Annotated in this window: 25 protein-coding genes and 1 other RNA gene; 14 read left to right on the top strand and 12 right to left on the bottom strand. The window is 68.4% G+C overall.

The features are described 5' to 3' along the window. The first annotated feature begins 10 nt into the window (after nt 1-10). The 3 genes from yidC (at nt 11) to argB (ending at nt 2,355) form a co-directional block, all read left to right on the top strand. A complete protein-coding gene (gene yidC / locus I55_RS01350) occupies nt 11-535 on the top strand; it encodes a membrane protein insertase YidC (protein ID WP_286364276.1) in 525 nt (174 codons plus the stop codon). A 94-nt stretch (nt 536-629) separates the two neighbouring features. Then, nucleotides 630-1,298: a ribosome biogenesis GTP-binding protein YihA/YsxC gene (gene yihA / locus I55_RS01345; RefSeq protein ID WP_044558627.1), complete on the top strand. Its 669-nt coding sequence runs from the start codon at nt 630-632 to the stop codon at nt 1,296-1,298. Between the two features lie 130 nt (nt 1,299-1,428). Continuing rightward, nucleotides 1,429-2,355 carry an acetylglutamate kinase gene (gene argB / locus I55_RS01340; RefSeq protein WP_044558625.1) on the top strand — a complete coding sequence of 309 codons (927 nt, stop codon included), beginning with the start codon at nt 1,429-1,431 and terminating at the stop codon, nt 2,353-2,355. Nucleotides 2,356-2,599: 244 nt separating this feature from the next. On the opposite strand, the gene I55_RS01335 is transcribed toward argB, so the two are convergent. After that, entirely contained in the window at nt 2,600-3,844 is a 1,245-nt protein-coding gene (locus I55_RS01335; RefSeq protein ID WP_044558624.1) for a DUF2336 domain-containing protein, read from the bottom strand. Beyond that, complete coding sequence (locus I55_RS01330) at nt 3,844-5,616, bottom strand: GGDEF domain-containing protein (RefSeq protein WP_044558623.1); 1,773 nt, start codon at nt 5,614-5,616, stop codon at nt 3,844-3,846. Before I55_RS01330 ends, I55_RS01335 begins: the two co-directional genes overlap by 1 nt. A 224-nt stretch (nt 5,617-5,840) precedes the next feature. Here I55_RS01330 and I55_RS01325 point away from each other — a divergent pair, with 224 nt between their 5' ends. The 4 genes from I55_RS01325 to I55_RS01310 all read left to right on the top strand — a co-directional run bounded on the left by I55_RS01325 (nt 5,841) and on the right by I55_RS01310 (nt 9,410). Next, the gene (locus I55_RS01325) at nt 5,841-6,584 is read left to right on the top strand and encodes a pyrimidine 5'-nucleotidase (RefSeq protein ID WP_044558622.1); all 744 of its coding nucleotides are present in this window, start codon (nt 5,841-5,843) and stop codon (nt 6,582-6,584) included. Nucleotides 6,585-6,762: 178 nt separating this feature from the next. Then, entirely contained in the window at nt 6,763-7,608 is an 846-nt protein-coding gene (gene dapD, locus I55_RS01320; protein WP_044558621.1) for a 2,3,4,5-tetrahydropyridine-2,6-dicarboxylate N-succinyltransferase, read from the top strand. A gap of 6 nt (nt 7,609-7,614) precedes the next feature. Continuing rightward, nucleotides 7,615-8,808: a succinyl-diaminopimelate desuccinylase gene (dapE, locus tag I55_RS01315; RefSeq protein ID WP_044558620.1), complete on the top strand. Its 1,194-nt coding sequence runs from the start codon at nt 7,615-7,617 to the stop codon at nt 8,806-8,808. After that, on the top strand, nt 8,805-9,410 hold the full coding sequence (locus I55_RS01310; protein WP_044558619.1) for a hypothetical protein: 606 nt from the start codon (nt 8,805-8,807) through the stop codon (nt 9,408-9,410). Before dapE ends, I55_RS01310 begins: the two co-directional genes overlap by 4 nt. A 138-nt stretch (nt 9,411-9,548) precedes the next feature. On the opposite strand, the gene truA is transcribed toward I55_RS01310, so the two are convergent. The 3 genes from truA to def form a co-directional block, all read right to left on the bottom strand. Continuing rightward, the gene (truA, locus tag I55_RS01305) at nt 9,549-10,289 is read right to left on the bottom strand and encodes a tRNA pseudouridine(38-40) synthase TruA (RefSeq protein ID WP_044558618.1); all 741 of its coding nucleotides are present in this window, start codon (nt 10,287-10,289) and stop codon (nt 9,549-9,551) included. Then, on the bottom strand, nt 10,289-11,230 hold the full coding sequence (gene fmt, locus I55_RS01300; protein ID WP_044558617.1) for a methionyl-tRNA formyltransferase: 942 nt from the start codon (nt 11,228-11,230) through the stop codon (nt 10,289-10,291). The genes truA and fmt overlap by 1 nt, the downstream gene beginning before the upstream one ends. 132 nt (nt 11,231-11,362) lie before the next feature. Then, nucleotides 11,363-11,869, bottom strand: a complete 507-nt coding sequence (gene def, locus I55_RS01295) for a peptide deformylase (protein WP_044558615.1) — start codon at nt 11,867-11,869, stop codon at nt 11,363-11,365. Between the two features lie 260 nt (nt 11,870-12,129). On the opposite strand from def, the gene I55_RS01290 reads away from it, so the two are divergent. Both I55_RS01290 and I55_RS32570 read left to right on the top strand, forming a co-directional pair. Beyond that, nucleotides 12,130-12,972 (top strand): energy transducer TonB, encoded by an 843-nt coding sequence (locus tag I55_RS01290; RefSeq protein ID WP_044558613.1) that lies wholly within the window; start codon nt 12,130-12,132, stop codon nt 12,970-12,972. A gap of 179 nt (nt 12,973-13,151) precedes the next feature. Then, nucleotides 13,152-13,952 (top strand): energy transducer TonB, encoded by an 801-nt coding sequence (locus I55_RS32570; RefSeq protein WP_148293519.1) that lies wholly within the window; start codon nt 13,152-13,154, stop codon nt 13,950-13,952. Nucleotides 13,953-14,217: 265 nt separating this feature from the next. Here the strand turns inward: I55_RS32570 and recR are convergent, their stop codons facing one another. From recR to ffs, 5 genes are all read right to left on the bottom strand, one after another. Next, on the bottom strand, nt 14,218-14,826 hold the full coding sequence (gene recR / locus I55_RS01280) for a recombination mediator RecR (protein ID WP_044558612.1): 609 nt from the start codon (nt 14,824-14,826) through the stop codon (nt 14,218-14,220). Nucleotides 14,827-14,911: 85 nt separating this feature from the next. Further along, nucleotides 14,912-15,820, bottom strand: coding sequence for a hypothetical protein (locus I55_RS35615; protein ID WP_148293518.1), 909 nt, complete (start codon nt 15,818-15,820; stop codon nt 14,912-14,914). 91 nt (nt 15,821-15,911) lie between these two features. Next, complete coding sequence (locus tag I55_RS01275; protein WP_040842623.1) at nt 15,912-16,235, bottom strand: YbaB/EbfC family nucleoid-associated protein; 324 nt, start codon at nt 16,233-16,235, stop codon at nt 15,912-15,914. 3 nt (nt 16,236-16,238) lie between these two features. Beyond that, nucleotides 16,239-18,188 (bottom strand): DNA polymerase III subunit gamma/tau, encoded by a 1,950-nt coding sequence (locus tag I55_RS01270; protein ID WP_044558633.1) that lies wholly within the window; start codon nt 18,186-18,188, stop codon nt 16,239-16,241. A 91-nt stretch (nt 18,189-18,279) separates the two neighbouring features. Beyond that, an RNA gene (gene ffs / locus I55_RS33805) (signal recognition particle sRNA small type) lies at nt 18,280-18,377 on the bottom strand. A 133-nt stretch (nt 18,378-18,510) separates the two neighbouring features. On the opposite strand from ffs, the gene nudC reads away from it, so the two are divergent. Together nudC and I55_RS01260 are read left to right on the top strand one after the other, a co-directional pair. Continuing rightward, nucleotides 18,511-19,461, top strand: coding sequence for an NAD(+) diphosphatase (nudC, locus tag I55_RS01265; protein WP_044558632.1), 951 nt, complete (start codon nt 18,511-18,513; stop codon nt 19,459-19,461). A 26-nt stretch (nt 19,462-19,487) separates the two neighbouring features. Further along, nucleotides 19,488-19,940, top strand: a complete 453-nt coding sequence (locus I55_RS01260; protein ID WP_044558611.1) for a phage tail protein — start codon at nt 19,488-19,490, stop codon at nt 19,938-19,940. A gap of 23 nt (nt 19,941-19,963) precedes the next feature. On the opposite strand, the gene hisN is transcribed toward I55_RS01260, so the two are convergent. Both hisN and I55_RS01250 read right to left on the bottom strand, forming a co-directional pair. Then, the gene (gene hisN / locus I55_RS01255; protein ID WP_044558610.1) at nt 19,964-20,743 is read right to left on the bottom strand and encodes a histidinol-phosphatase; all 780 of its coding nucleotides are present in this window, start codon (nt 20,741-20,743) and stop codon (nt 19,964-19,966) included. Nucleotides 20,744-20,896: 153 nt separating this feature from the next. Beyond that, a complete protein-coding gene (locus tag I55_RS01250) occupies nt 20,897-21,436 on the bottom strand; it encodes a cytochrome c family protein (RefSeq protein ID WP_044558609.1) in 540 nt (179 codons plus the stop codon). A 285-nt stretch (nt 21,437-21,721) separates the two neighbouring features. Here I55_RS01250 and I55_RS01245 point away from each other — a divergent pair, with 285 nt between their 5' ends. The 3 genes from I55_RS01245 (at nt 21,722) to I55_RS01235 (ending at nt 24,508) form a co-directional block, all read left to right on the top strand. After that, entirely contained in the window at nt 21,722-22,504 is a 783-nt protein-coding gene (locus I55_RS01245; protein ID WP_044558608.1) for a 3-deoxy-manno-octulosonate cytidylyltransferase, read from the top strand. A gap of 154 nt (nt 22,505-22,658) precedes the next feature. Next, on the top strand, nt 22,659-23,534 hold the full coding sequence (locus I55_RS01240) for a prephenate dehydratase (protein WP_044558607.1): 876 nt from the start codon (nt 22,659-22,661) through the stop codon (nt 23,532-23,534). Between the two features lie 11 nt (nt 23,535-23,545). Further along, the gene (locus tag I55_RS01235; protein WP_049973720.1) at nt 23,546-24,508 is read left to right on the top strand and encodes a glyoxylate/hydroxypyruvate reductase A; all 963 of its coding nucleotides are present in this window, start codon (nt 23,546-23,548) and stop codon (nt 24,506-24,508) included. Nucleotides 24,509-24,511 lie beyond the last annotated feature (3 nt).

Raw genomic sequence — 24,511 nt, 5'->3', positions numbered from 1 at the left:
CAGATGAGAGCTGCAGCCGCAGGTGGAGGCGATCCGCAAGGCCGCCGGCGACGACAAGCAGAAGGCGTCGCTGGAGATGATGGCGCTGTACAAGAAGGAAGGCGCCAACCCCATGACGGGCTGTCTGCCCGTCCTGATCCAGATGCCGATCTTCTGGTCGCTGTACAAGGTGCTGTCGGTCACCATCGAGATGCGGCACGCGCCCTTCTTCGGCTGGATTCACGACCTGTCGGCGCCCGACCCGACGACCGTGTTCAACCTGTTCGGCCTGCTGCCCTTCACCCCGCCGCTGTTCCTGCACCTGGGCGTCTGGCCCATCCTGCTGGGCTGCACCATGTTCCTGCTGCAGAAGATGACGCCCACCCCGGGCATGGATCCGACGCAGCAGAAGGTGATGATGACCATGCCGTTGGTCTTCACCTGGATGATGGGCTCCCTGCCCGCCGGCCTGGTGATCTACTATGTCTGGTCCAACATGTTCAGCGTAACCCAGCAGTACGTGCTGATGCGCCGCATGGGTGTTAAGCCGACCTGACCCGGCGCCAAACGCCAGGTTTTCATACCGCCGGGGGCATGGGACAAGGTTCCGTGCCCCCGCGCCATTTCAAGCCAGTGAGAGAGTACGGCCCATGGCCACCAAGCCGCTGCCCCCCCTGCCCGCCCTGACCCCCATCACGCCCGAGGCGCTGGAGGCTGGCCGCCTGCTGTTCGCCAAGGAGTGCGACTTCAAGTGGGGGGCGTCAGCCAAGGACAACCTGCCGCCGGAAGGCCTGCCCGAGATCGCCTTCGCCGGCCGGTCCAATGTGGGCAAGTCCAGCCTGGTGAACGCCCTGACGGGGCGCAAGACCCTGGCCCGCACCTCCCATACCCCCGGCCGGACCCAGCAGCTGAACTTCTTCGACCTGGGCGACCGCGTGTCGCTGGTGGACATGCCGGGCTACGGCTACGCCAAGGAAAGCAAGGACAAGGTGGAAGCGTGGAATGAGTTCGTCCGCGCCTACCTGAAGGGCCGCGTGACCCTGCGCCGCTGCTGCCTGCTGATCGACAGCCGCCACGGCTTCAAGCCCATCGACATGGAGGTCATGGGCATGCTGGACAACGCCGCCGTGGTCTACCAGGTGGTGCTGACCAAGACCGACAAGCTGACCCGCCTGGCCCTGAACCATGTGCACGCCGCCACGCAGGCGGCGATCAAGAAGCACCCCGCCGCCCATCCCGAGGTGCTGTTCACCAGCAGTGAGACGGGCGAGGGCGTGCCGGAACTGCGGGCCAGCCTGGCGGCTTTAGCCAATCCGTAACACGCGGAAACCCTCGGGGGCGGTTATGCTGTCCCCAACGCCGCGGACCGGGAGACGGGGGATTGCCCTGGGCCCGGGTCGGGTATAGATACGAACCGCCTTTCCATCCCGTGACACGGATCCCAAGCCGATGACCGCTGCCACCGCCGCTTCCGCTTCCCTGGCCGCCACCCGCGAGGAATGGTTGGCCAAGGCCACGACCCTGTCGGAAGCGCTGCCCTACATGCGCCGCTACGCCGGCCAGACCTTCGTCGTGAAGTATGGCGGCCACGCCATGGGCGACGAGCGCCTGGGCGAGATGTTCGCCCGCGACATCGTCCTGCTGAAGCAGGTGGGCATCAACCCCGTGGTCGTGCACGGCGGTGGGCCCCAGATCGGCCAGATGCTGGACCGGCTGAAGATCAAGTCCGAATTCATCGACGGCCTGCGCGTCACCGACAAGGAGACGGTGGAGATCGTCGAGATGGTGCTGTCCGGCTCCATCAACAAGCAGCTGGTCCAGCTGATCAACGACCAGGGCGGCCAGGCCATCGGCCTGTCGGGCAAGGACGGTGAGCTGATCGAGGCCAAGAAGGTCATGCGCACCAAGCGCGACCCCGACAGCAACATCGAGCGGGTGCTGGACCTGGGCTTCGTCGGCGACCCCTACAAGGTCAACCCGGGCATGATCCGCCGCATCCAGGATGCCGGCCTGATCCCCGTCATCGCCCCCATCGGCTATGGTCCGCATGGCGAGACCTTCAACATCAACGCCGACACCGCCGCCGGCGCCGTGGCCGCCGCCGTGAACGCCAAGCGCCTGCTGCTGCTGACCGACGTGGCCGGCGTGCTGAACAAGGACAAGCAGCTGGTCCCCGAGCTGTCGGTGGACCAGGCCAGGACCCTGATCGCCGATGGCACCGCCAGCGGCGGCATGATCCCCAAGATCGAGACCTGCATCCAGGCGGTGGAGAATGGCGTCGACGCTTCCGTCATCCTGGACGGCCGCGTCCCCCACGCCATCCTCATGGAAATCTTCACCGAAGGCGGCGCCGGCACCCTGATCGGGCACAAGTAAGTTTCTTGTTCCCTCAATCGCCGGGCGCCGCCGTCCGGCGGCTTGGCTTCCTCCCTTTGCGATCCGCTTCGCTCCCCGCAAAGGTCCGGCGGACGCGGTCGCGTCCTACAGCGACATGAGGCGAAACCTCATGCCGCTGACGTAAGCACCAAAGTCGACTTCAGAACGCGAAACGCCGGGTGGATCGCTCCGCCCGGCGTTTTTGTTTGCGGTTCAGAACCCGCAATCGTGACAGCCCACCACCTCACTCCACCCCGAAGAACTCCAGCTGCCATTTCATCTCGTCGTCGGTCATGGGGTACTTGGTGCCCTCGCGCGCGTTCAGCACGTTGGAGGGGGGAATTTGGGCCAGGCGCATCTGCACCTGGCGCGCGGCGCGCATGGTCAGCTTGGCTTTCCAGCACAGCGAGGTGACGCCGCGCGGGCTCTGCCCGGCGATGATCTTTTCCACGATGGGCAGCGGCAGGCCGGACAGCAGCGCCAGCGAGGCCATGACGAAGCCCCGGTCGCCCTGGCCCAGGGCCATGGTCACCGTGTCCTCCGTCAGCTTCTTTTCCTTGTGCAGGCGCCGGGCGCGGTCGGCCGGGCGCTCCTTCGGCGCCTCCTCCTCCACCAGGCCGTTGCCATTGCCGGTACCGGCCTTGCCGGCGGGCAGGCGCTGGCGCACCGCCTGGGTGATGGCCTGGCGGGTTTCCAGCGGCAGGTCGGTACGGCCTTCCAGCACCTTGACCAAGCTGTCGGTGACGAAGCCGGCGATGCGGGCGGCGGCGGCGGCCGGCAGTTGGGGACGCCGCACCAGGGGGGCGTGCCAGGGTTCGTGCTTGGGCGCCAGATCAAGGATGCGGTCCAGCGTCTCTTCCCGGATTTGGGCGCTGGCGTTGCCCAGCAGGCTGGCCACCGCCGCCTCCCGCTCCGTCTGCACGATGGCGTCGGACACGGCGACGCTGACGTCCGCACGCTCGGCGATGGCGCACAGCCGTTCATCCTCGGGCGCGCCGGCGATGATCTCCAGCAGGTCGTCATCGGTCAGGATGGGAGAGTGGCGCAGCACGGGGCCAGAGATGGTGGCGTCCAGGTCGCGGGCCAACTGCTGGATGACGCTGGGCGGGGCGTTGGGCAGGTCCTTCAGCGCCGCCACCATGACACCGCGCACCGCCACGGCGCGGTCGCGGGCCAGCGTCTCCAGGATCTGCAGGGTCATGCGTTCGATCTGCCCCACCCGGTCGGCGGACAGCGAGGGTACCAGGGCGGCGATCTTGGTGGCCAGGCCGCTGCGCACGCCCTCATCCACGTCGGTGGACAGCATCATGTCCGCCTGGCGCGGGGTGGCGCTGTTCAGCGCGATCTCCCGCCGCACCTCCGCGCTCTGGTCCGTGGCCAGCAGGTACAGGATTTCCGGCCGGGTTTCGGCGCGCGAGGCGACGAACTTCCGGTCGGCCATGTCACCGGTGGCCAGCTTCTTGGCGGTATCGTAGTCCAGTCCGCCCATCACATGTCCTTTCCCGCCGACCCATCACCGGCGTAGGCGGGCGACAGGCTGCGGTGGCCCTTGCCCAAGCGCTTGGCGGCATACATGCCCTGGTCGCCGCGATCCACCAGTCCCTGCACAGGTTCCCCGCCGCCGCCCTGGTGCACGGCCACGCCCACCGACACGCCCAACGGCTTCTCCGGCCCGGCCGACAGGGGGCGCAGGAACTCCGCCGCCTCGCGCAACAGCCGGTCGGCCACGGACAGGGCCTGGGCCTCATCCACCCGGTCCACCCAAAGTACGAACTCGTCACCGCCCAGTCGGCCGGCCAGATCGCCCGGCCGCGCCATACGGCGCAGCAGGTCGCCCACGGCCCGCAGCACATCGTCGCCGGCGGTGTGGCCGCGCAGGTCGTTCACCGCCTTGAAGTTGTCCAGGTCGAAGTACAGCAGGGCGGAGGAGCCGCCGGTCTTCCCACCCAGCCGCTGCTCCAGCATATCCATAACGGTGCGGCGGTTGTAGAGGCCGGTCAGTCCGTCACGCTCCGACAGGGTCTTCAGCCGTTCCTGGTAGCGGGCCTGGGCGATGGCCGCCCCCACATGGTCGGCGATGGTGCGGGCCATGGACAGGTCATCCGCCGACCAGCCGTCCTGGCCGCCGGGCTTCTCGCCCGCGTCGTCCTTCTCCGAACCCTGGGCCGCCGGCCGCCAGACCAGGACGGCGCCGTTGACCTCATGCCGGAACAGGGTGCGGGCGGCCAGCACGTCATAGCCGGCGGCCGTGACCGTCACCGCCCCCTCGCTCAGCGCCGCGCGGTGGGGCAGATCGGCCAGGGTGGCCTCCAGTTCCGGCGGGATGCTCTCGGCCACGCCCACCGGAGCGTAGTCGCCCGTGCCCTCCACCCGGGCGCGCAGGGCGGAACCGGCGGCGCCGGTGGCGTTGACGGCCACGCCGGCCGCGATCTCCAGCGTGCGGGCGGGGTCGACGTCATCGCGGGTGGAGGAGACGATGTAGCCCAGATAACGTTCGCGCAGGCGCACCTGGGCCAGCTCCATGGCGCGCAGCCGGGCCTCGGTGATGTCGCGGCAGGCGCCGCGGGCGCCCACCCACTGCCCGTCCGGCCCCGTCAGCGGCAGGGCGGAGGAGATGAGGCAGGCGGGATGGCCATCGGCCGCGCGCAGCCAGACCTCCACCCGCTCGATGGCCTCGCGCGCCTCGAAGGGGGACAGGCCGTCGTCGAATTCCGGCAACAGGAAATCGTTGGGGTGGCGGCCCACCAGATCATCCGGGCGGTAGCCGATGGCGCCGGCCGGGGAGACGAAGGCGAAGCGCCCGTCCGGCCCCGTCTCCCAGGCGAAATCGCTGGAGATCTCCACCAGGTCTTTGTAGCGCTGCCGCGACTCGGTCAGCGCCTGGCGCAGGCGGCGCTCCAGCGTGGCCATGCGGCCCAGCAGCAGGTAGCGGGTGCGGCCCGGTTCATCGGTCTGCCCAGTGGCGGGGCCGACGGTCGGCCCACTGGAAGGCAGCGCCAGCGGCGTCCATTCCACCACCTCCTGGTCCGGCAGGGGGCTGGAATGGGTGCCCGGCTGCAGCACGCCGCCATCGACCACCCAGCGGGACAGCAACTCCAGCCAACCGTCGTCGCGCGCCAGCAAGGCCGCGCCGGCGCCGTTCATGCCGGTGACGCGGCCCCCGGCATCGATCTCCAGCCCCGGGCCGGCCCAGCCGGCCAGCAGCGCCTGCGCGTCCATCGCGGGCGCGCCCGACTGGGTATCGTGGAAATCGGATGCCATGCCCCGCCTCGCTCGCCGCCACCCCAGGTGCCCGGACGGGGCCACCGCCAGCCCCATGACCAAGCCCGTGGGACGAAAGGTTTCATTACCAAAGGAGTAGCCTACTCCCCCGGTGGCGGCAACTGGCCCGGACGGGCACCCTGGGCCGCGTGTGGATAGGTCGCGGCGTCTCCTGACGCGCGGGATCGCTTGCCCCCGGGCGGCGCCGGGCCCATGTTCAGGTCATGATGACGAACGCCCCCGCCGCCACCCCCGCCACTCCCCCCGCCGGCCGCAGCGCCCCCGGCGCCTTCGGCCATGTCGACACCTGGATCTTCGATCTGGACAACACGCTGTACCCGGCGGCGTGCAACCTGTTCGCCCAGGTGGACGTGCGCATCGGCGCCTATATCGCCCAGGCGCTGGGCCTGGACGCGGCGGCGGCCAAGCGGTTGCAGAAGGACTATTTCCGCCAGTACGGAACCAGCCTGCGCGGACTGATGCTGAATCACGGGGTGCGGCCGGAACCCTTCCTGGACTATGTCCATGACATCGACGTCAGCGCCATCCTGCCGCAGCCGGGCATGGCCGACAGCCTGGCCGCCCTGCCGGGGCGCAAGATCATCTACACCAACGGGTCCAAGGGGCATGCGGAGAACGTGATGCGGCGCCTGGGCGTGGCCGACCACTTCCACGCCGTGTTCGACATCGTGGCCGCCGATTTCACGCCCAAGCCGGAGGCGGCCCCCTACACCACCCTGATCCAGCGCCACGCCATCGACCCCACCCGGGCGGTGATGGTGGAGGACATCGCCCGCAACCTGGAGCCGGCGGCGGCCCTGGGCATGGCCACCGTGTTCGTGGACACGGGCTCCCCCTTCTCCCTGCCCAATCCGGAGGCGCCGTCCCAGATCCCGGCCTATGTGCAGCACCGCATCACCGACGTGCCGGCCTGGCTGGCCCAGGTGGCGGCCGAGGTTGGCGGCTGAGGTGGCGGCGCCCGCGCAATAAACTGTCGCGCGAGGGCTCCTAAAGTAGGGTCTGTCCTGTCCCCGGGGGCGTTGACAGGGGGGGAAGGCCCCCGCCATTGTCGCGACGCCCGTTGGACGACCCAGCCAACCGCCCCGATTCCAAGCCGCCGCCAAGGCGCCATCCGGACGACGCCCCATGACCGTTTTCACCGACCTGCAAAGCCAAATCGAGCACGCGTGGGATGCCCGCGACACCCTGAACGCCAGCACCAGGGGCGCCGTCCGCGACGCGGTGGAGGAGTCCCTGTCGGCGCTGGACCGCGGTGACCTGCGGGTGGCGGAGAAGGTGGACGGCGCCTGGGTGGTGAACCAGTGGCTGAAGAAGGCGGTGCTGCTGTCCTTCCGCCTGACCGACAGCGCCCCCATCCCCGGCGCGCCGGGCGGCAGCACCTGGTTCGACAAGGTGCCGACCAAGTTCGAAGGCTGGGACGACGCCCGCTTCCGCGCCGCCGGCTTCCGCGCCGTGCCGGGGGCCATCGTGCGCCGCAGCGCCTACATCGCCCCGGGCGTGGTGCTGATGCCCAGCTTCGTCAACATCGGCGCCCGCGTGGGCAAGGGCACCATGGTCGACACCTGGGCCACGGTCGGTTCCTGCGCCCAGATCGGCGCCAACGTCCACCTGTCGGGCGGCGTGGGCATCGGCGGCGTGCTGGAGCCGCTGCAGGCCGGCCCCGTGATCATCGAGGACAACTGCTTCATCGGCGCCCGGTCCGAGGTGGTCGAGGGCGTGGTGGTGGAGGAAGGCGCCGTCCTCTCCATGGGCGTCTACATCGGTGCCAGCACCAAGATCATCGACCGCACCACGGGTGAGGTGTTCGTGGGCCGCGTGCCCGCCTATTCCGTCGTCGTGCCCGGCAGCCTGCCCGGCAAGCCCCTGCCCGACGGCACCCCCGGCCCCAGCCTGTACTGCGCCGTCATCGTCAAGCGCGTGGATGAACAGACCCGCGCCAAGACCTCGATCAACGACCTGCTGCGGGACTGATCGCCCATGGCCGTCGTCAGCACCGCCGCCGCCCTGGACGCGACCGATCCGGTGGCGCTGACCCAGGCGCTGATCCGCTGCGCCAGCGTCACGCCGGCCGACGCCGGCGCCCTGGGGGTGCTGGAGGGGGTGCTGGGCGCCCTGGGCTTCACCTGCCACCGCCTGACCTTCACCCAGGAGGGGACGGCGCCGGTGGACAATCTGTATGCCCGCCTGGGCGACAGCGGTCCCAACTTCTGCTTCGCCGGCCACACCGACGTGGTGCCGGTGGGGGATGAGGGCGCCTGGAGCGTGGCGCCCTTCGCCGGCCAGATCGTCGACGGCCGGCTGTTCGGCCGGGGTGCTTCGGACATGAAGGGGGCCATCGCCGCCTTCGTCGCCGCCGTGGCCCGGCACCAGGCCGCCGGTCTGCCCCTGGCCGGCAGCCTCAGCCTGCTGATCACCGGCGATGAGGAAGGCCCGTCCATCAACGGCACGCGCAAGGTGCTGGGCTGGCTGCAGGACCGGGGGGAGGCGCTGGACGCCTGCCTGGTGGGGGAACCCACCAACCCCCAGACGCTGGGCCAGATGATGAAGATCGGCCGGCGCGGCAGCATCACCTTCACCCTGACCAGCCTGGGCACCCAGGGCCACGTCGCCTATCCCCACCTGGCCGACAATCCCCTGCCCCGCCTGGCCCAGGCCCTGGCCCGCCTGTCGGGGGAGCCGCTGGACGAAGGCACGCCCCATTTCCAGCCCAGCAGCCTGCAGATCACCACCATCGACGTTGGCAACCCCACCACCAATATCATTCCGGCCAAGGGCACGGCCGTCCTCAACATCCGTTTCAACGACCTGCACACGCCGGCCAGCCTGGAAGCCCGGGTGCGCGGCGTGCTGGCCGAGGTGGGCGGGGCGTGGGATGTGACGGTGACGGTCAGCGGCGACGCCTTCCTGACCCCGCCGGGGAAGCTCAGCGGCATCGTTTCGCAGGCGGTACAGTCCGTGACGGGGCTGGCGCCGGAACTCAGCACCAGCGGCGGCACCTCCGACGCGCGCTTCATCAAGAACCACTGCCCGGTGGTGGAGTTCGGCGGCGTGGGCGCCAGCATGCACAAGGTGGACGAGCATATCGTCGTGGACGATCTGCTGCGCCTGACCGACATCTACGGCCGGGTGCTGTCCGACTGGGTCGCGGCCCAGTCTGGTGCGGCCGCATGATGGGCGACCTGGGCCGCGGCCTGGCCGGCGCCCTGCGCCTGGCCTTCCTGGACAAGAGGGGGGCCGCCCTGTTCCCGGCCGACCGCGCCGGCGCCCTGCGCAGTTTCTGGGTGCTGCTGGTCCTGCTGCCGGGCGTGGTGGCGCTGGACACGGTGGACCGCTGGATGGGCCATCCGCTGCCCCCGCTGGAGGGGAGCGCCCCCGCCGCCATCGTGCCCCTGGCGCGCAGCGTGCCCGCCAGCCTGCTGGCCTTCATCATCGGCACCTTCGGCTATCTGCTGATGGTGGACCGCATCCTGCGCCTGCAGGGCATGGCGCCCCAGTTCGCCCGCTTCATCGCCGCCACCAACTGGTCCAGCGTCGTCACCCTGGCCCTGCTGCTGCCCCTGACGGTGCTGACCCACAGCGGCCTGGTCTCCCTGCCCCTGGCGGCGGCCATCCAGGTGGTGGCCTTCCTCTGGACCCTGTTCTACGAAGCCTACGTGGTGCGCGCCACCCTGGCCAGCGGCTGGCTGACCGCCATCGGCTTCGTCATTCTGGACGTCGCCACCACCGACCTGATCAGCACCCTGGTGCATGGTCCGCTGACGGCTGTCAGTTAGTTTTCCCTCAATCGCCGGGCGGCCACATCCGTGGCCTTGGCTTGTCCTCGATTTCCAGTCCGCTTCGCTCCCCGGAAATCTCCGGCGCCCGCAGTCGCGGGCTACAGCGGCACGAGTCAATATCTCGTGCCGCTGGTATCATTCATACCAGGCTTCGGTGAAGTACAGCCCGTCCGGTGGGGCGGTCTGGCCGGCAGCGGCGCGGTCGCGCGCTTCCAACGCCCGGGTGACGTCATCGGGCGTCCACTTGCCCTCGCCCACCAGGCGCAGCGTGCCGATCATGTTGCGGATCTGGTGGTGCAGGAAGGACCGGGCGCGGGCCACCATGTGCACCTCATCCCCCACCCGGCTGAGGGTCAGCAGGCTCAGCGTCTTCACCGGGCTCTTGGCCTGGCAGATGCTGGCGCGGAAGCTGGTGAAGTCGTGGTTGCCCACCAGGCGCTGGGCGCCTTCATTCATGGCGTCGGCGTCCAGCGCCACCGGCACGTGCCAGGCGCGGCCGATGTCCAGCGCCAGGGGCGCCCGGCGGTTGACGATGCGGTAGAGATAGGCGCGGCCCTTGCACGACAGGCGGGCGTGGAAGTCATCGGCCACCGCCTCCACCTTCACCACAGCCACCGGCTCCGGCCGCAGGTGGAAGTTCAGGGCGTCGCGCACCGTGTCGGGCTTGGTGGGCTTTTCCAGGTCGAAGTGGCAGACTTGGCCCAGGGCATGGACGCCGGCGTCGGTGCGTCCGGCGGCGTGCACCCGCACCGTCTCGCCCGAAAACCGCCGGATGGCCTCCTCCAGGCAGGCCTGGACGGAGGGGCCGTGCGGCTGCAACTGCCAGCCCTGGTAGGGCCGGCCGTCATATTCGACGGTGAGCTTCCAGCGTTGCATCACTGGGCGATCCGCTGGCCCACCTGATGCGGGAAGCCGCGCAGGAAGGCGGCACCGTCCACCGGACCCTTGCCCGGACGCTGCACGGTGACAAGGCGCAGGGCGCCCTCGCCGCAGGCCACGGTCAGGCCGGTATCCAGCAAGGTGCCGGGCGCGCCGGAGCCGGCCACCGGCTCGGCCGCCAGCACCTTGATCTTCTCAATCGCCCCCCCCTCGAGGGCCGCCTCGAACCAGGTGCCGGGCCAGGGGGTCAGCGCCCGCACCTGGCGGTCCAGCTCGGCCGCCGGCTTGGTGAAGTCCAGGCGGCCTTCCTCCTTGGCCAGCTTGGCGGCGTAGGTCACGCCGTCCTCCGGCTGCACGGTGGCCGGCAGGTCGCCGGCCGCCAGGCGATCCAGCGCCGTGACGATCAGTCGGGCGCCCGTGGCCGACAGGCCGTCGTGCAGCTGGCTGGCGGTCATGCGCGGGGTGATCGCGATGCGTTCCTCCAGCAGCATGGGGCCGGTGTCCAGCCCGGCCTCCATCTGCATGATGGTGACGCCGCTCTCGGCGTCACCGGCCAGGATGGCGCGCTGGATGGGGGCGGCCCCCCGCCAGCGCGGCAGCAGCGAGGCGTGGATGTTCAGGCAGCCCAGGCGCGGCGCGTCCAGCACCGGCTGCGGCAGGACCAGGCCGTAGGCCACCACCACCGCCACATCCAGGTTCAGGTCGCGGAACTCCCCTTGCGCCTCGGCGTTGCGCAGGGATTTGGGCGTGCGCACGGGAATGCCCAGCGCCTGGGCCCGCGCGTGCACCGGCGTCAGCTGTTCCTTGTGCCCCCGCCCGGCGGGACGCGGCGGCTGGCTGTAGACACAGGCGACCTCATGCCCCGCCGCGACCAGGGCGTCCAGCACCGGAACGGAAAAGTCGGGCGTGCCCATGAAGGCAAGGCGCAGGCGGGTCATGGCGACCTCCAACCAAAAAGTGAACCAAGCCTGCGACCGCAGGCCCCGGAGATTTCTGGGGAGCGTAGCGGACTGGAAATCGAGGATAGCCAAACGGCCGGACGGCCGCGCCCGGCGCCTGAGGGAACAGCGTCAGCGAGACGCCTTGGTGACCTTGCGCAGGATCATGTTGCGCTTCAGGGACGACAGATGATCGATGAACAGCACGCCGTTCAGGTGATCGACCTCATGCTGGATGCAGCGGGCCAGCAGGTCGTCGCAGTCACGCTCCTGCACGCTGCCGTCGCGGTCGACATAGCGCACGCGAATCTGCTTGGGCCGGACCACATCGGCGTAGATCTCGGGGATGGAGAGGCAGCCCTCGTTGTGCACGCTGGTCTCGTCCGACAGCCACAGCAGCTCCGGATTGGCCATGGCGATGGGTTCCTTGGCGCCTTCCTTGTGCTCCGACACATCGACCACGATGATGCGCTCCAGCAGACCGATCTGCGGGGCGGCCAGGCCGATGCCGGGGGCCTTGTACATGGTCTCCAGCATGTCATCCATCAGCTTCACCACGCGGCCGTCGACGTTGGCGATCGGGGCGCACTTCTTCTTCAGGCGGGCGTCAGGAACGGTGAGGATGGGCAGGAGGGCCATAGTGGTCGTGTCCGGATAAGGCGGCTAATGCCAGGTAAGGCGGTTAATGCCAGATAAGGCAGTTAATGGATGAGGGTGCCAAGTATAATCACTTGTTCCCCTGCGAGATAGGGGAAGGCGCGCGCCAGGGCAAGGGGCGGTTGTGACCGGGGGGTATGCGACCCGCCACAGGTCGGGAACAGGCGTTTCCAAGGGTTGATTCCGCCCATCCCTTATTCTAACGCTAGGTTCATGCGTGAAGGGGGAAACCGCGCGTGACCATGCACCATCGCCATCATTGCCTGCTTGCCGCCTTATGCCTGGCCCTGCTGCCGGCCATCGCCGGCGCGGCGGACCCGCCCGACCCGGCACAATCCCAGTTGGACCTCGCTTCCTTCAAGCGGCCAGACTATCCGGTGGAGTCGGCGCATGCGGGCGAGGAAGGTCGCGTGGGCATCAGTGTCCTGTGCGGGGTGGATGGTAACGTCACCGATCCCCAGCTGGTGGAGCCAAGCGGCTACGCCCGGCTCGACAACGCCGTGCTGGCGGTGGTGCCCGGCCTGCGCTGCTTCCCCGGCCACGATGCCCAAACCGGCGAGGCCGTCACCGGCCGCGCCCGGTTCCGCTACAATTTCAAGCTACGCGCCCCGCCCCTGCCGCCCTCGCATCAGACCACCCTGCAACTGGATCGGGAGGAAACGCTGGCCCTGATGGCCGAAGCCCGCGCCGCCAATCCGGACATCGCCATCCCGGCGGCAACAAACCAGGAGGGCTACAGCGCCGCCTGGTCCATGACCCTGGAGGCCCGCTTTAGCTCCGGCGCCTTCCAGCCGCCCCCCTACCCGGCCGACGCCCTGGCAGGGCGGGAAACGGGCACCGTCACCGCCGCCTTCCTCTGCGGCCGCGACGGCACGGTGCAGCGCGCGCGGCTGATCCGCTCCTCAGGCAGCGTGCACCTGGATGAGGCCCTCCTGCGCGCCTTCCCCACCGGCGCCGCCTGCCAGCCCGCCCATGCTTCCAAGAATGGGCTACCCGTCACCTCCTGGGGTATGATGGCCTACTTGTTCGCCCCGCCGGAGATGGCGTCGGCGGACAAGGCTGCACCGCCGCCCGGGGGAAACTAAGCCGCGACATGCTGGCCCGTGTTCGACAAAGATGGGCTCCACGAAAAGTGAGCGAAAATGGTCTACCGCTTTCAGCCTTCCAGCGCCCCGACCGCGTCCCCACTGAGTGGCGTTAACCCGCCATCCCAGGCTCATAATGGAGAACAGCGGTGAGGACATTGGCCGTCGGGCTGCTCCTTATGCTGACGCTGTCTGTCGGCAACGGCCGCGCCATGAGCCCGCTCGTTGAGACATGCGCCATCGCGCTGCCCGAGACGGTGCCCCTGGGGGTGGCGCCAAAATTCCTGAACGCGTCCTTCAAGGCGCCCAACTATCCGCTGGAATCGCGGGTCGGCGGTGAAATGGGGCGGGTAGCGTTGGGCCTGCTCTGCCAGCCGAACGGTCATATCACCGACGCCCAGATCCTGGCGTCCAGCGGCTACGTCCGGTTGGATCAATCCGCCCTGAGCATGGCGAAGGCTGACGTCTGGCGCTGTGTCCCAGGTATCGGTGCTGAGACTGGCCAACCGGCGGCCGCATGGTTGCAGGCCACATATTGGTTCGTCCTGTCCAAGGATGAACGCACTCTTCCAGGCGGGATCAAGGTGCGCCGGCCAATCCAGACCGTGCCGGCGGGCTCATGTCCGAATGATTTGCCCCCTCCCTTATGGGATCCCCCCGAACATGAACCGCTGAGCCAGCAGGCACGGATCTTCATCCCCACCTTCATACCACCGCCCTATCCAGCGACGTCCTTGAAGCGCCGGGAAGAGGGGGCCGTGACTTTCGCCGTCCCGTGCGAAGTCGACGGCCATATCGGGAAAAGCAGGCTCCTCCATTCCAGCGGCTATCCCCGACTGGACGCAGCCATGATGGATCACCTCATAAAAAACTCCTGGCGCTGCGATCCTGGAATCAGCGCCAAGACCGGTCAACCTGTCGCCACCTGGATAAAGGTCCGATATCGGTTCATACTGCCCGGGTCACCACCTCGCCAATGATGACGCCATTAGGCCCTCTCCCATCGCAGTGGTGCCTAGCTTCGCTGAATGCCATACCGGCCCAAGCCAGGGTCGCGATCCTGTCGCTATCCGGTCATGCTTGGTGGATAGGAGGTTACTGACGGCTGCCCGATCCGGCCAGTGGCGCTGCAAGCCGGCCTCCATAAATGGGCTACCAGAAACCTCATGGGCTAGAGCGAGCTTTTGGTTCCGTCTCAGCGATGTCGGAAAAGCCTGCGGACGCCAGGCTGTCGCTGGAAACACCTCACCCCAGGGTGCGCCGCGCCCGTAGGGCCGCCGTCAGGGTGCCGTCGTCAAGGTAGTCCAGCTCACCCCCCACCGGCACGCCGTGGGCCAAGCGGGTGATGGCGACGTTCAGGCCGGAGAGGCGGTCAGTCAGGTAGTGGACGGTGGTCTGGCCGCCGGCGGTGGCGTTCAGGGCCAGGATGACCTCACGCACCGGCGTGCCGCCCGCTCCCTGGGCGACGCGGGCCAGCAATCCGGGCACGGCCAGGTCGTCGGGGCCGATGCCGTCGAGCGCCGACAGGGTGCCGCCCAGCACGTGGTACAGGCCGCGATAGGCGCCGGTGCGCTCCAGCGCCCAGAGGTCGCCCACCTCCTCCACCACGCACAGGGTGGTGCCGTCGCGCGACGGGTCGCGGCAGACGCCGCAGGGTTCCACCGTGTCCAGGTTGCCGCAGACGGGGCAGGTGCGGATGCGGGCGGATGCCGCCGCCAGCGCCTCGGCCAGCGGGTCCATCATCTGTTCGCGCTTCTTGATCAGATGCAGGGCAGCGCGGCGGGCCGAGCGCGGGCCCAGGCCCGGCAGGCGCGACAACAGCTGTATCAGGCGGTCGATTTCAGGGCCGATCATGGCGCTTAAGATAAGAGGTGCGCCCGCTTCGTTCCAGCGATGAAACAACTGACCTCACCGAAGGCGAACGAGCCCCTTCCCAACTTTACTCGCCGCCATTTGGGACGAGGCGGCAATACTCCCCTTTCCAAGGGTGGGGTGCCGGAAGCGGCATTTCCCCGGACCAGGGCTCCGCCTTTTGGTATCGCTCCAGCGACTTGCATCCAGCGGCGGTCGCCGCCTGCAATTCCTGAAACTGCGGATCGGCCCGGGAGAATGGCTCCCGTCCTTCACAGAAGCGCTTCTCCACCTGCTCCCCGCAATTCAGGAATCGGGAAAGGGCGCGCTTGAAGCGTTTCCCCTCCAATTCCGTCTGTGTGATCGTGATGCTAGTAATACATTGACTTCCATAAACAAGCGTCATGGTCGTCTTCGAATAATCATCCCACTTCCCAACATAGGACCAATCTCTATAACCTTCTGATCCCGCATTAAATTCAGAAGACGGCAATACACTACGAATATCATTCGCTTTTATGCAAGAAAATGCATTGACGCCGGAAAAATATATCTGTGATTCTTTGTATCTTTCGGGCTTATATTCATAATTACGGAAAATACATCCGGAATATTCATGATGTTTATAATTAGCATAAGGACTGTCCAGAATCGTAACAATAGGATTCATGTAACCACCACCCACGGTTTCCACAATTCCCTCTTCCGTCCTCCTATACCAATCCGGAAAATCAAATATATAAAAATCATTCACCTCAGAACAGCCATAATACTCTTGGTCCAGAGTGCTATTTTGAATTTTCTTTTGCACACGCAGAGAAAGGGCATCAAACACAGCATCACGATCAAGAACGATTCCTTGATCCGCAATCATCTTAACGCGCTGCAGCAACCACACGGCGCGGCCTTGGTCCGGTGGCCGGGGCGCTTCCGAGATAGCCGAAAGGTGGCTGCATCCGGCGAGATACGCCATGCATGCCAGCAGCAACATCCGCACGCATCGCCCCATGGCCCCCTCCGCCAAAAGATAACGCCGGACCCGTCGCCAGGCCCGGCGTTCAAAACCACACCCTGAAGGGCGGCGCCGATCAGAATGGCAGCTTCATGCCCGGCGGCAACTTCAGGCCGCCCATGAGCTTGTTGGTCTCTTCGGCGATGTGCGCCTCGACCTTGCTCTTGGCGTCGTTGAAGGCGGCGACCAGCAGGTCCTCCAGCACCTCGATATCCTCGGGATCGACCACGGACTTGTCGAGCTTCACCTTCTTCAGCTCGCCTTTGCCGTTGACCACGACGCGGACCATGCCGGCGCCCGATTGGCCGTCGGCCTCGATCTCGCCCAGCTTGCCCTGCATCTCCTGCATCTTGGCCTGCATCTGCTGGGCCTGCTTCATCATCTGGCCGATGTTCTTCATGGCCTAAAAATCTCCTTCCCAGTCGCCATCACCCATGTCGGGCGGCGCGTCGAAATAGGGGTTGTCCGGGGCATCCATACCGCCATCCTCGTAAGAAGGGAAGGCGGGGGCGCGTGCGGCCTCTTCCGCGGCGGCCTTTGCGGCGGCCGCGGCCACCTGGTCCAGGTCGCGCACCGCCGTCATCCTGGCACCGGGGAAGGCGGCCATCAGGGCCTGCACCAGGGGACTAGCGGCCGCCTGGTCGCGGGTGCGGTTCTCCGCCGCCTTGTCCTGGTCGCTGAGCGTGGGTTCGCCGGGCGCGCCGGAAACGGTGACGATCCAGCGCCGGCCGGTCCACTCGGTAAGCAGCTGGCCCACGCGGCCGGCCAGGTTGGGCACGGCCATGGCGGTGGGGCGCAGCTCGATCAGCCCGGGTTCGAACTTGACCAGGTGGACCATGCTCAAGAGGTTGCCTTGCAGCATGCCCTCGCGCCGGGCGCCGAACAGCTCCGCCACCTCGCGGAAGGATTTTGGATCGGCCGGGGGCAGCTCCGGCACGGGCTCCGCCACCGGCGCCGGGGCCGCCACGGGCGCCGCCTTCACCGCGCCGGCCAGGCCGCCGCGCAGCACAGCCATCGGGGCGCCGCCGCCGTTCGACGTGCCGCTGGATAGGGCCATGCCCCGCGCCATGGCGCCGCCGCCCATCGGCGCGCCGCCACCGTTACCACCGCCGCCGCCCGTGGGGGCACCGGCGGGCACGCCACCCTCCATCACCTTGCGCACCAGGTCGCCAGGCGTGGGCAGGTCGGCGGCGTAGGCCAGGCGGATCAGCACCATTTCCAGGGCCTGCATGGGCACCGGCGCCTGCTGCACCTCGCCCAGGCCCTTCAGCAGGATCTGCCAGGCGCGGGCCAGCGCGGGCATGCCCAACTTGGATGCCAGCTCGCCACCACGCACCCGCTCCATCTCCGGAATGCCCTGGTCCTGGGCCGTGCCCGGCACCACGCGGGCGCGGGTCAGGAAATGGGTGAAGTCCAGCAGATCCTGCGCGATCACCACGGGGTCGGCGCCGCGCTTGTGCAGATCATCCAGCACGGCCAGCGCGTCCGCCGGCTTGCCCGACAGGGTCGATTCGAACAGGTCTACCACCAGGGTGCGATCAGCCAGGCCCAGCATGTCGCGGACCTGAAGGCCGGTCACGGCACCACCACCCAGGGCGATGGCCTGGTCCAGCAGCGACAGGCCGTCACGCACCGACCCGTCGGCCGCACGGGCGATGAGGCTCAACGCCTCCGCCTCCACCGGCACCGATTCCTGCCCGGCGATGCGGCCGAAATGGGCCTGCAAGGTGCCCTGGTCCACGCGGCGCAGGTCGAAGCGCTGGCAGCGCGACAGCACCGTCACCGGCACCTTGCGGATCTCGGTGGTGGCGAAGACGAACTTCACATGGGGCGGCGGCTCCTCCAGCGTCTTCAGCAGCGCGTTGAACGCGTTGCGCGACAGCATGTGGACCTCGTCGATCACATAGACCTTGTAGCGGGCGCCGGCGGGGGCGTAGCGCACGCCCTCGATGATCTCGCGGATGTTGTCGACCGAGGTGTTGCTGGCGGCGTCCATCTCGATGACGTCGACGTTACGGTCCTGGGAGATGGACACGCACTGCTCACACACGCCGCAGGGGCTGACGGTGGGGCCGCCCTGGCCATCGGGGCCGACACAGTTCAGGGCGCGGGCAATGATGCGGGCGGTGGTGGTCTTGCCCACGCCGCGCACGCCGGTCAGCATGTAGGCCTGATGGATACGTCCCGACTGGATGGCGTTGCGCAGGGTGCGCACCAGGGCGTCCTGGCCGATCAGCTCATCGAAATTGCGCGGGCGGTACTTGCGGGCCAGGACGCGGTAGACGGCATCACCGGCAGGGGACTTGGCATCGGGGGACTTGACGGCGGGGGAAAGCGGGCTCTGATCGGTCACGGGATCGCTCAACCCTTCCGGCGCTGGCAGGCCGCCGGCCGACGGGGCCGGATACCGTGATCGGTCACGGGACGGCTTTCTGATGTTTGAGGTGGGAGGCTGGACATGCGACCCGCGCCGAAACTCGTTACGGCTGCTTCCTTCCGGACCTGACCGGGTTGGCGAGGGACACGTCCGCCGCCAACCTCCCGCCGCCATATATCGGCATGCGACCACCCCATAGCAAGTGAAAAGGCGGCAGGGCCGATCCACCCGTCCCGATGGGCCGTCCGAAAGGGGGGGCCCTTGCCGGCCCGGGGGCTTCATGAGACCAATGGTGATCATGACGAACCGGTCCCAGAAAAACTTCTACACCGGCGCCGGCCTGGACCGCGCCACCGTCGCCCGCAAGCAGGCCGACTGGCTGGCCCAGCGCCTGGCGGCACCCGAAAGCCGTTTCCTGGCCGTCTGGCGCGGCCAGTTCCTGGTGGCGCCGTCCCCAGACGGGACGGAAGCCGCCACGCGGCCGGCCTACCTGGACCCCAGCGCGCCCTGGTGGCGCGAGGCCGCCACCCTGGCCCCCGCCTTCCTAGGCGTGGAGGGCGACATCGCCCATTTCGCCGTCGACCTGTCGGGCCTGGAGGAAGGCCACCCGGAGCTGCTGGGCCTGGGCGCGCCGACGGAGTTGCGCACCCTGGCCCACCAGGTGGACCGGCCCACGGCCAGCCTGCTGGCCTATGTCCGCGGCCTGCTGGGCTGGCACCAGCGCCACCGCTTCTGCGGCGTCTGCGGCACGGTGACCGAGGTGATCGAGGGCGGGCATGTCCGCCGCTGCACCAACCCCGACTGCAAGACCCTGCACTTCCCCCGCACCGACCCCGCCGTGATCATGCTGGTGCATGACGGCGACCGCTGCGTGTTGGGCCGGCAAGCCCGGTTCGGCCTGGGCATGTATTCCACGCTGGCCGGATTCGTCGAGCCGGGCGAAAGCCTGGAGGAGGCGGTGGCGCGCGAGGTGATGGAGGAGGCGGGCATCCAGGTGACGGACGTGCGCTATCAGTCATCCCAGCCCTGGCCCTTCCCCTCCTCCCTCATGCTGGGCTTCCACGCCCGCGCCGTGACCACCGAGCTGAAGGTGGATCTGGAGGAACTGGAGGACGCGCGCTGGTTCAGCCGCGACGAGGTGTACCAGGCCAGCCTGCGGCGCGGGCCGCCGGACGGATCCTTGCGCCTGCCCGGCGCCGACAGCATCGCCCGCCGCCTGATCGAGGATTGGCTGGCCAGCGACGTGTGAACGGAACGATTCGGGGGGAAGTCATCATGTCGGGCGAGACGCAAACCAGCACATGGCCGCTGCCCAAGGTCTATTTCTCGGTCCAGCTGGGCGGCGGCGTCACGGCCCGCGTCCAGGAAGTGACCGGGCTGGACACCGAAGCCCAGCCGGCCGAGTCCCCGCGCGGCGGTGAGCCCCTCCCCCGCGCCGCCGATGCGCCGGGCCGACCCAATGCCGGAAACGTCACCCTGCGCAGGGGCGTCTTCGCGAACGACCCCGCCCTCTGGGACTGGTTCAACCAGATCAAGCTGAACGCCACCGCGCGCCGGACGGTGGTGATCGGCCTGCTGGACCAAGCCGGGGCGCCCAAGAGGGTCTGGACGCTGAACAACGCCTTGCCAACCAAGATCACGGGCATGGACCTAAAGTCGGAAGGCAACGAGGTGGCCGTGGAGTCGGTCGAGATCGCCTACGAGACGCTGGTGATCTCCGCCCCGTGATAGGGGCGGCGCGACTCAGGCCCTTACCCACCCATGATGGCCAAGGCCTCGGCATGGGCCCGCGCATCGCCGGAGGCGACGACCTCGCCCACCGCACCCAGCACCAAGTCACGGCCCTGCCAGTCGGTCATGCGGCCGCCGGCCCCTTCCACCACCGGCACCAGGGCGGCCCAGTCCCAGGGCGCCAGGTCACGCTCCACCGAGATGTCCAGCCAGCCGTTGGCTACCTGGGCATAGCCGTAGCAGTCGCTGCCATAGACGACGTAGCGCGACGCGGCCTTCAGGGTGGCGAAGCGTTCCGCCTCCGCACCCTTGAACATGTCGGGACTGGTGGTGGTCACGGTCGCCTCGGCCAAGCTGGCGCAGGCGCGGGTGCGGACGGGCGTGCCGTTGAAGCGGGTGGGGTGGCCGGCGCCGCCAATCCAGCGTTCGCCCAGGATGGGCTGGTCGATGACGCCCAGCACCGGGCGGCCATGGCGCAGCAGGCCGATCAGGGTGCCGAAGATGGGCCGGCCGGTCATGAAGCTCTTCGTGCCGTCGATGGGGTCCAGCACCCAGACATACTCCCGGTCCAGGCCGTGGGTCCCCAGTTCCTCGCCCAGGATGCCGTCATCGGGACGCTCGACGGCCAGGATGGCGCGCAGGGCCTCCTCCGCCTGGCGATCGGCGATGGTGACCGGCGTCAGGTTGGACTTGGCATCGATCTCGACATCCGCCCGGAAATAGCGGCGGATGACGGCGCCCGCCGACTCGGCCATGCGATGCACGAGGGCGACGAATTCATCGGGTACCGGCGTCGTCATGGGGGCGCTTCCTGATAGGGGTCGGGGCACGATTGGACACGCCCGGATTGGACATGAAAAGAGGGGCGGCCCCGGCTGGGACCGCCCCCGCTTTTATACCGGAGTGGCCGCCGCCTCAAACCCAAGGCGGCGGTCTATCGCTTACGCGCCCGGTCAGGGCAGCGGGGCCGGGGTGTCGGCCTGGCTGCGCAGGTAGGCGATGACGTCGGCGCGGTCCTTCACGGACTTGAAGCCGGCGAAGGTCATCTTGGTGCCCGGGGCGTAGGTCTTGGGGCTGGCCAGGAACTCGTTCAGCTTTTCATAGTCCCAGGTGCCGCCCAGCTTTTTGATGGCATCGGAATAGGCGAAGCCCTCCATATGGCCCTGCTTGTTGCCGATGATGCTCCACAGGTTGGGACCTACCTTCGCGGCGCCTCCCTTGTCGAAGGTATGGCAGGCCTGGCAGACCTTGGTCAGCTTGGCACCGTTCTCCGCGCTGGCGGCTGCCAGCAGGGGGCTGACCGGATCGGGCTTGGCCGGTGCCGCCGGTTCGCCACCGGCGGCGGGCGCGGCCTCCACCCCTTCGATCTTGTAGACGTTCTCAGCCAACATCGTCGGGTGCACGGCCTTCTTGGCGATGAATCCCGCCAGCAGGGCGACCAGCGCCCCCAGGAGAATGGCCATGGAAATCTTGTTGAAGAAGCTACCCGCCATCAGATCAAGCCCTCATGTCCACGCTGCTTGCGGTTCGCGTGCTGGTTATGGTCCCTGCGCGTCCAGGTTAACGCCAGGTGGTGACGCTTGTCGATGCCCGGGGCCGCCCCAGCAATGCAGAGGGGGTCCGGCCATCTTCTCCCAAATTCCGGGCGACGATAAGCGGCCTGTTCAACCAGGGCAAGATAGTTCGGCGCCCCGCTTGTAAACCGGCTTGACCATGGGAGGTAAATGTCGCACGCCTGCCCCAGCCATGAGCCAAATCAATTCGTAGGCTTAGCCCCCATGTCTTCAAGCCCCGCCGCCTCCTCCCTGGGCGCCCCGAAAGCCCCCATCGTCATCATCCCGGCGCGGATGGCATCCACCCGGCTGCCCAACAAGCCGCTGGCCGACATCGGCGGCGTGCCCATGATCGTGCAGGTGTGGCGCCGGGCGGCGGAGGCCGACATCGGCCCCGTGCTGGTGGCGGCGGCGGAGCGGGAGATCGTGGAGGCGGTGCGCGATGCCGGCGGCCAGGCGGTGCTGACCGACCCCAACCATCCCTCGGGCTCCGACCGCATTTACGAGGCGCTGCGCCAGGTGGACCCGGACGGGCGGCACGACGCCGTGGTCAACGTCCAGGGCGATCTGCCGACGGTGGAGCCAGCCACCATCCGCGCCGCCTTCGGCCCGCTGGCCAATCCGGAGGTCGACATCGCCACTCTGGCCGTGGAGATCACGGTGGAGGAGGAGCGGCATAACCCCAACGTGGTCAAGGCGGTGATCGAGCTGGCGCCGGGATCCCGGGTGGGCCGTGCCCTTTATTTCACCCGTACAACCACCCCCTGGGGGGCGGCCCCGCACTATCACCACATCGGCCTGTACGCCTATCGCCGCGCGGCGCTGGCCCGTTTCGTCGCCCTGCCGCCCGCCGCACTGGAGCAGCGGGAGAAGCTGGAACAGCTGCGGGCGCTGGCCAACGGCATGCGCATCGAAGTGGCGGTGGTGGACGCCGTGCCCCTGGGCGTGGACACGCCGGAGGACCTGGAGCGCGCCCGCGCCCTCATCGGCCGCATAGGCGCCCCCTAATTCCAGCGGCATGAGCACCGCCTCATGCCGTTGTAGGATGCGCCCCCGATATGCGGGGAAGGGCCGCCGCAGCTTTTTGGGGAGCGAGGCGGACTGAAAAGCGAGGAAGCCAGGCCGACGGATGTCGGCGCCCGGCGTTTGAGGGGAAAAGACCATGTCCAGCACTGCTGACAACACCATCGCCTATCAGGGGGCGCCGGGCGCCAATTCCGATATGGCGTGCCGCCAGGTGTTCCCGGACATGGTTCCCCTGCCCTGCCACTCGTTCGAGGACGCCTTCGCCGCCGTGACGGAGGGCCGCGCCCGCCTGGCCATGATCCCCATCGAGAATTCGGTGGCCGGCCGCGTCGCCGACATGCACCACCTGCTGCCCCAGGGCGGCCTGCACATCATCGGCGAACATTTCCAGCGTGTGATCCACTGCCTGGTGGCGCCCAAGGGGGCGACCATCGCCGGCCTGCGCCAAGTGCATTCCCACATCCAGGCGCTGTCGCAGTGCCGGGGTTATCTGCGCACCCATGGCCTGGCGCCCGTCACCCACGCCGATACGGCGGGGGCGGCGGCCGACGTGGCCAAATGGGGCGACCCGACCCAGGGCGCCATCGCCTCGGAACTGGCGGCCCAGATCTATGGGCTGGAGGTGCTGGCCCGCGGCATCGAGGATGCGGAACACAACACCACCCGTTTCCTGATCCTGGCGCGGCAGCCCAAGGTGGCACCGCGTGGGGCGGGCCCCGTCATCACCAGTTTCGTCTTCCGGGTGCGCAGCGTGCCGGCGGCCCTGTACAAGGCCATGGGCGGCTTCGCCACCAACGGCATCAATATGACCAAGCTGGAAAGCTACATGGTGGGCGGCCGGTTCTCCGCCGCCCAGTTCTACGCCGACGTGGAAGGCCATCCCGAGGACCGCCCCCTGCGGCTGGCGCTGGAGGAACTGGATTTCTTCGCCCGCGAACTGAAGATCCTGGGCGTCTACCCCGCCCACCCCTTCCGCTCGGAAAGCAGCCAGCAGGACGACGGGCAGGATTAAGGAGTCCTCTCATGGCCCTGCTGTTCGTCTCCGCCCACGACCATGCCCCCGACTGGGTGGCGGAGCTGACGGCCCAGTTGCCGGGAATCGAAGTCCGCGTGTGGCCGTCTGGCCACAGGGACGTCCGGGTGTGGCCGGAGGGCCTGGGCGATCCGGCGGAAATCGACACCGCCCTGGTGTGGAAGCCGCCGGCCGGCCTGCTGGCCAGCCTGCCCAACCTCAAGGTCATCTTCTCGCTGGGCGCCGGCGTCGACGCCCTGCTGGCCGACCCCACCCTGCCCGGCCTGCCGCTGGTGCGCATGGTGGAGCCGGGACTGACCGAGGGCATGACCGAATATGTCTGCCTGCACGTCCTGCGCTGGCACCGCGACGCCCCGCTGTTCGAGGCGCGGCAGCGCGCCGGCGTCTGGCGGCAGTTGACCCACCAGCACCTGGCGCGGGAACGCCGGGTGGGCATCCTGGGCCTGGGCGCCCTGGGCGGCGACGCGGCCTTGGCACTGAAGGCCCTGCGCTTCGATGTGGCGGGGTGGAGCCGATCCCCCAAGCATCTGGAGGGTATCGCCACATATCATGGCGCCGAGGGCCTGGGGCCCTTCCTGGCACGCACCGACATCCTGGTCTGCCTGCTGCCCCTGACGCCCGAGACCGAGGACATCCTGGATGCCGGCCTGTTCGCCCAGCTTCCCCGGGGCGCCGTCGTCATCAACGCCGCCCGGGGCCGGCACCTGGTGGAGGAGGATCTGCTGGCCGCGCTGGACAGCGGGCAGCTGGCGGGCGCCACCCTGGACGTCTTCCGCACCGAACCGCTACCGGCCAGCCATCCCTTCTGGAGCCATCCCAAGGTGACGGTGACGCCCCACGTGGCCGCCATCACCCAGGCGCGCACGGCGGTGGAACAGGTGGTGGACGGGCTGAAGCGCCTGGCCGCCGGCCGGCCGCTGGTCAACCTGGTGGACCGGGCGCGGGGCTACTGAGCC

It is taken from the genome of Azospirillum sp. B4, assembly GCF_000333275.1.
In the GTDB taxonomy this organism is placed as follows: domain Bacteria; phylum Pseudomonadota; class Alphaproteobacteria; order Azospirillales; family Azospirillaceae; genus Nitrospirillum.
The sequence above is the reverse complement of the archived record's forward strand: the minus strand, read 5'-3'. Positions and strand labels throughout refer to the sequence as shown.

Excerpts from the sequence above, each read along its gene's own strand:
- dapE (WP_044558620.1), top strand. The coding sequence starts at position 7,615 with ATGGCCGTCGTCAGCACCGCCGCCGCCCTGGACGCGACCGATCCGGTG.
- recR (WP_044558612.1), bottom strand. The coding sequence starts at position 14,826 with ATGATCGGCCCTGAAATCGACCGCCTGATACAGCTGTTGTCGCGCCTG.
- fmt (WP_044558617.1), bottom strand. The coding sequence starts at position 11,230 with ATGACCCGCCTGCGCCTTGCCTTCATGGGCACGCCCGACTTTTCCGTT.
- I55_RS01235 (WP_049973720.1), top strand. The coding sequence starts at position 23,546 with ATGGCCCTGCTGTTCGTCTCCGCCCACGACCATGCCCCCGACTGGGTG.
- def (WP_044558615.1), bottom strand. The coding sequence starts at position 11,869 with ATGGCCCTCCTGCCCATCCTCACCGTTCCTGACGCCCGCCTGAAGAAG.
- I55_RS01245 (WP_044558608.1), top strand. The coding sequence starts at position 21,722 with ATGTCTTCAAGCCCCGCCGCCTCCTCCCTGGGCGCCCCGAAAGCCCCC.
- nudC (WP_044558632.1), top strand. The coding sequence starts at position 18,511 with ATGACGAACCGGTCCCAGAAAAACTTCTACACCGGCGCCGGCCTGGAC.
- dapD (WP_044558621.1), top strand. The coding sequence starts at position 6,763 with ATGACCGTTTTCACCGACCTGCAAAGCCAAATCGAGCACGCGTGGGAT.
- truA (WP_044558618.1), bottom strand. The coding sequence starts at position 10,289 with ATGCAACGCTGGAAGCTCACCGTCGAATATGACGGCCGGCCCTACCAG.
- I55_RS01240 (WP_044558607.1), top strand. The coding sequence starts at position 22,659 with ATGTCCAGCACTGCTGACAACACCATCGCCTATCAGGGGGCGCCGGGC.
- I55_RS01310 (WP_044558619.1), top strand. The coding sequence starts at position 8,805 with ATGATGGGCGACCTGGGCCGCGGCCTGGCCGGCGCCCTGCGCCTGGCC.
- argB (WP_044558625.1), top strand. The coding sequence starts at position 1,429 with ATGACCGCTGCCACCGCCGCTTCCGCTTCCCTGGCCGCCACCCGCGAG.
- I55_RS01275 (WP_040842623.1), bottom strand. The coding sequence starts at position 16,235 with ATGAAGAACATCGGCCAGATGATGAAGCAGGCCCAGCAGATGCAGGCC.
- I55_RS32570 (WP_148293519.1), top strand. The coding sequence starts at position 13,152 with ATGCTGACGCTGTCTGTCGGCAACGGCCGCGCCATGAGCCCGCTCGTT.
- I55_RS01330 (WP_044558623.1), bottom strand. The coding sequence starts at position 5,616 with ATGGCATCCGATTTCCACGATACCCAGTCGGGCGCGCCCGCGATGGAC.
- hisN (WP_044558610.1), bottom strand. The coding sequence starts at position 20,743 with ATGACGACGCCGGTACCCGATGAATTCGTCGCCCTCGTGCATCGCATG.
- yihA (WP_044558627.1), top strand. The coding sequence starts at position 630 with ATGGCCACCAAGCCGCTGCCCCCCCTGCCCGCCCTGACCCCCATCACG.
- I55_RS01260 (WP_044558611.1), top strand. The coding sequence starts at position 19,488 with ATGTCGGGCGAGACGCAAACCAGCACATGGCCGCTGCCCAAGGTCTAT.
- I55_RS01290 (WP_044558613.1), top strand. The coding sequence starts at position 12,130 with ATGCACCATCGCCATCATTGCCTGCTTGCCGCCTTATGCCTGGCCCTG.
- I55_RS01325 (WP_044558622.1), top strand. The coding sequence starts at position 5,841 with ATGATGACGAACGCCCCCGCCGCCACCCCCGCCACTCCCCCCGCCGGC.
- I55_RS01335 (WP_044558624.1), bottom strand. The coding sequence starts at position 3,844 with ATGGGCGGACTGGACTACGATACCGCCAAGAAGCTGGCCACCGGTGAC.
- I55_RS01250 (WP_044558609.1), bottom strand. The coding sequence starts at position 21,436 with ATGGCGGGTAGCTTCTTCAACAAGATTTCCATGGCCATTCTCCTGGGG.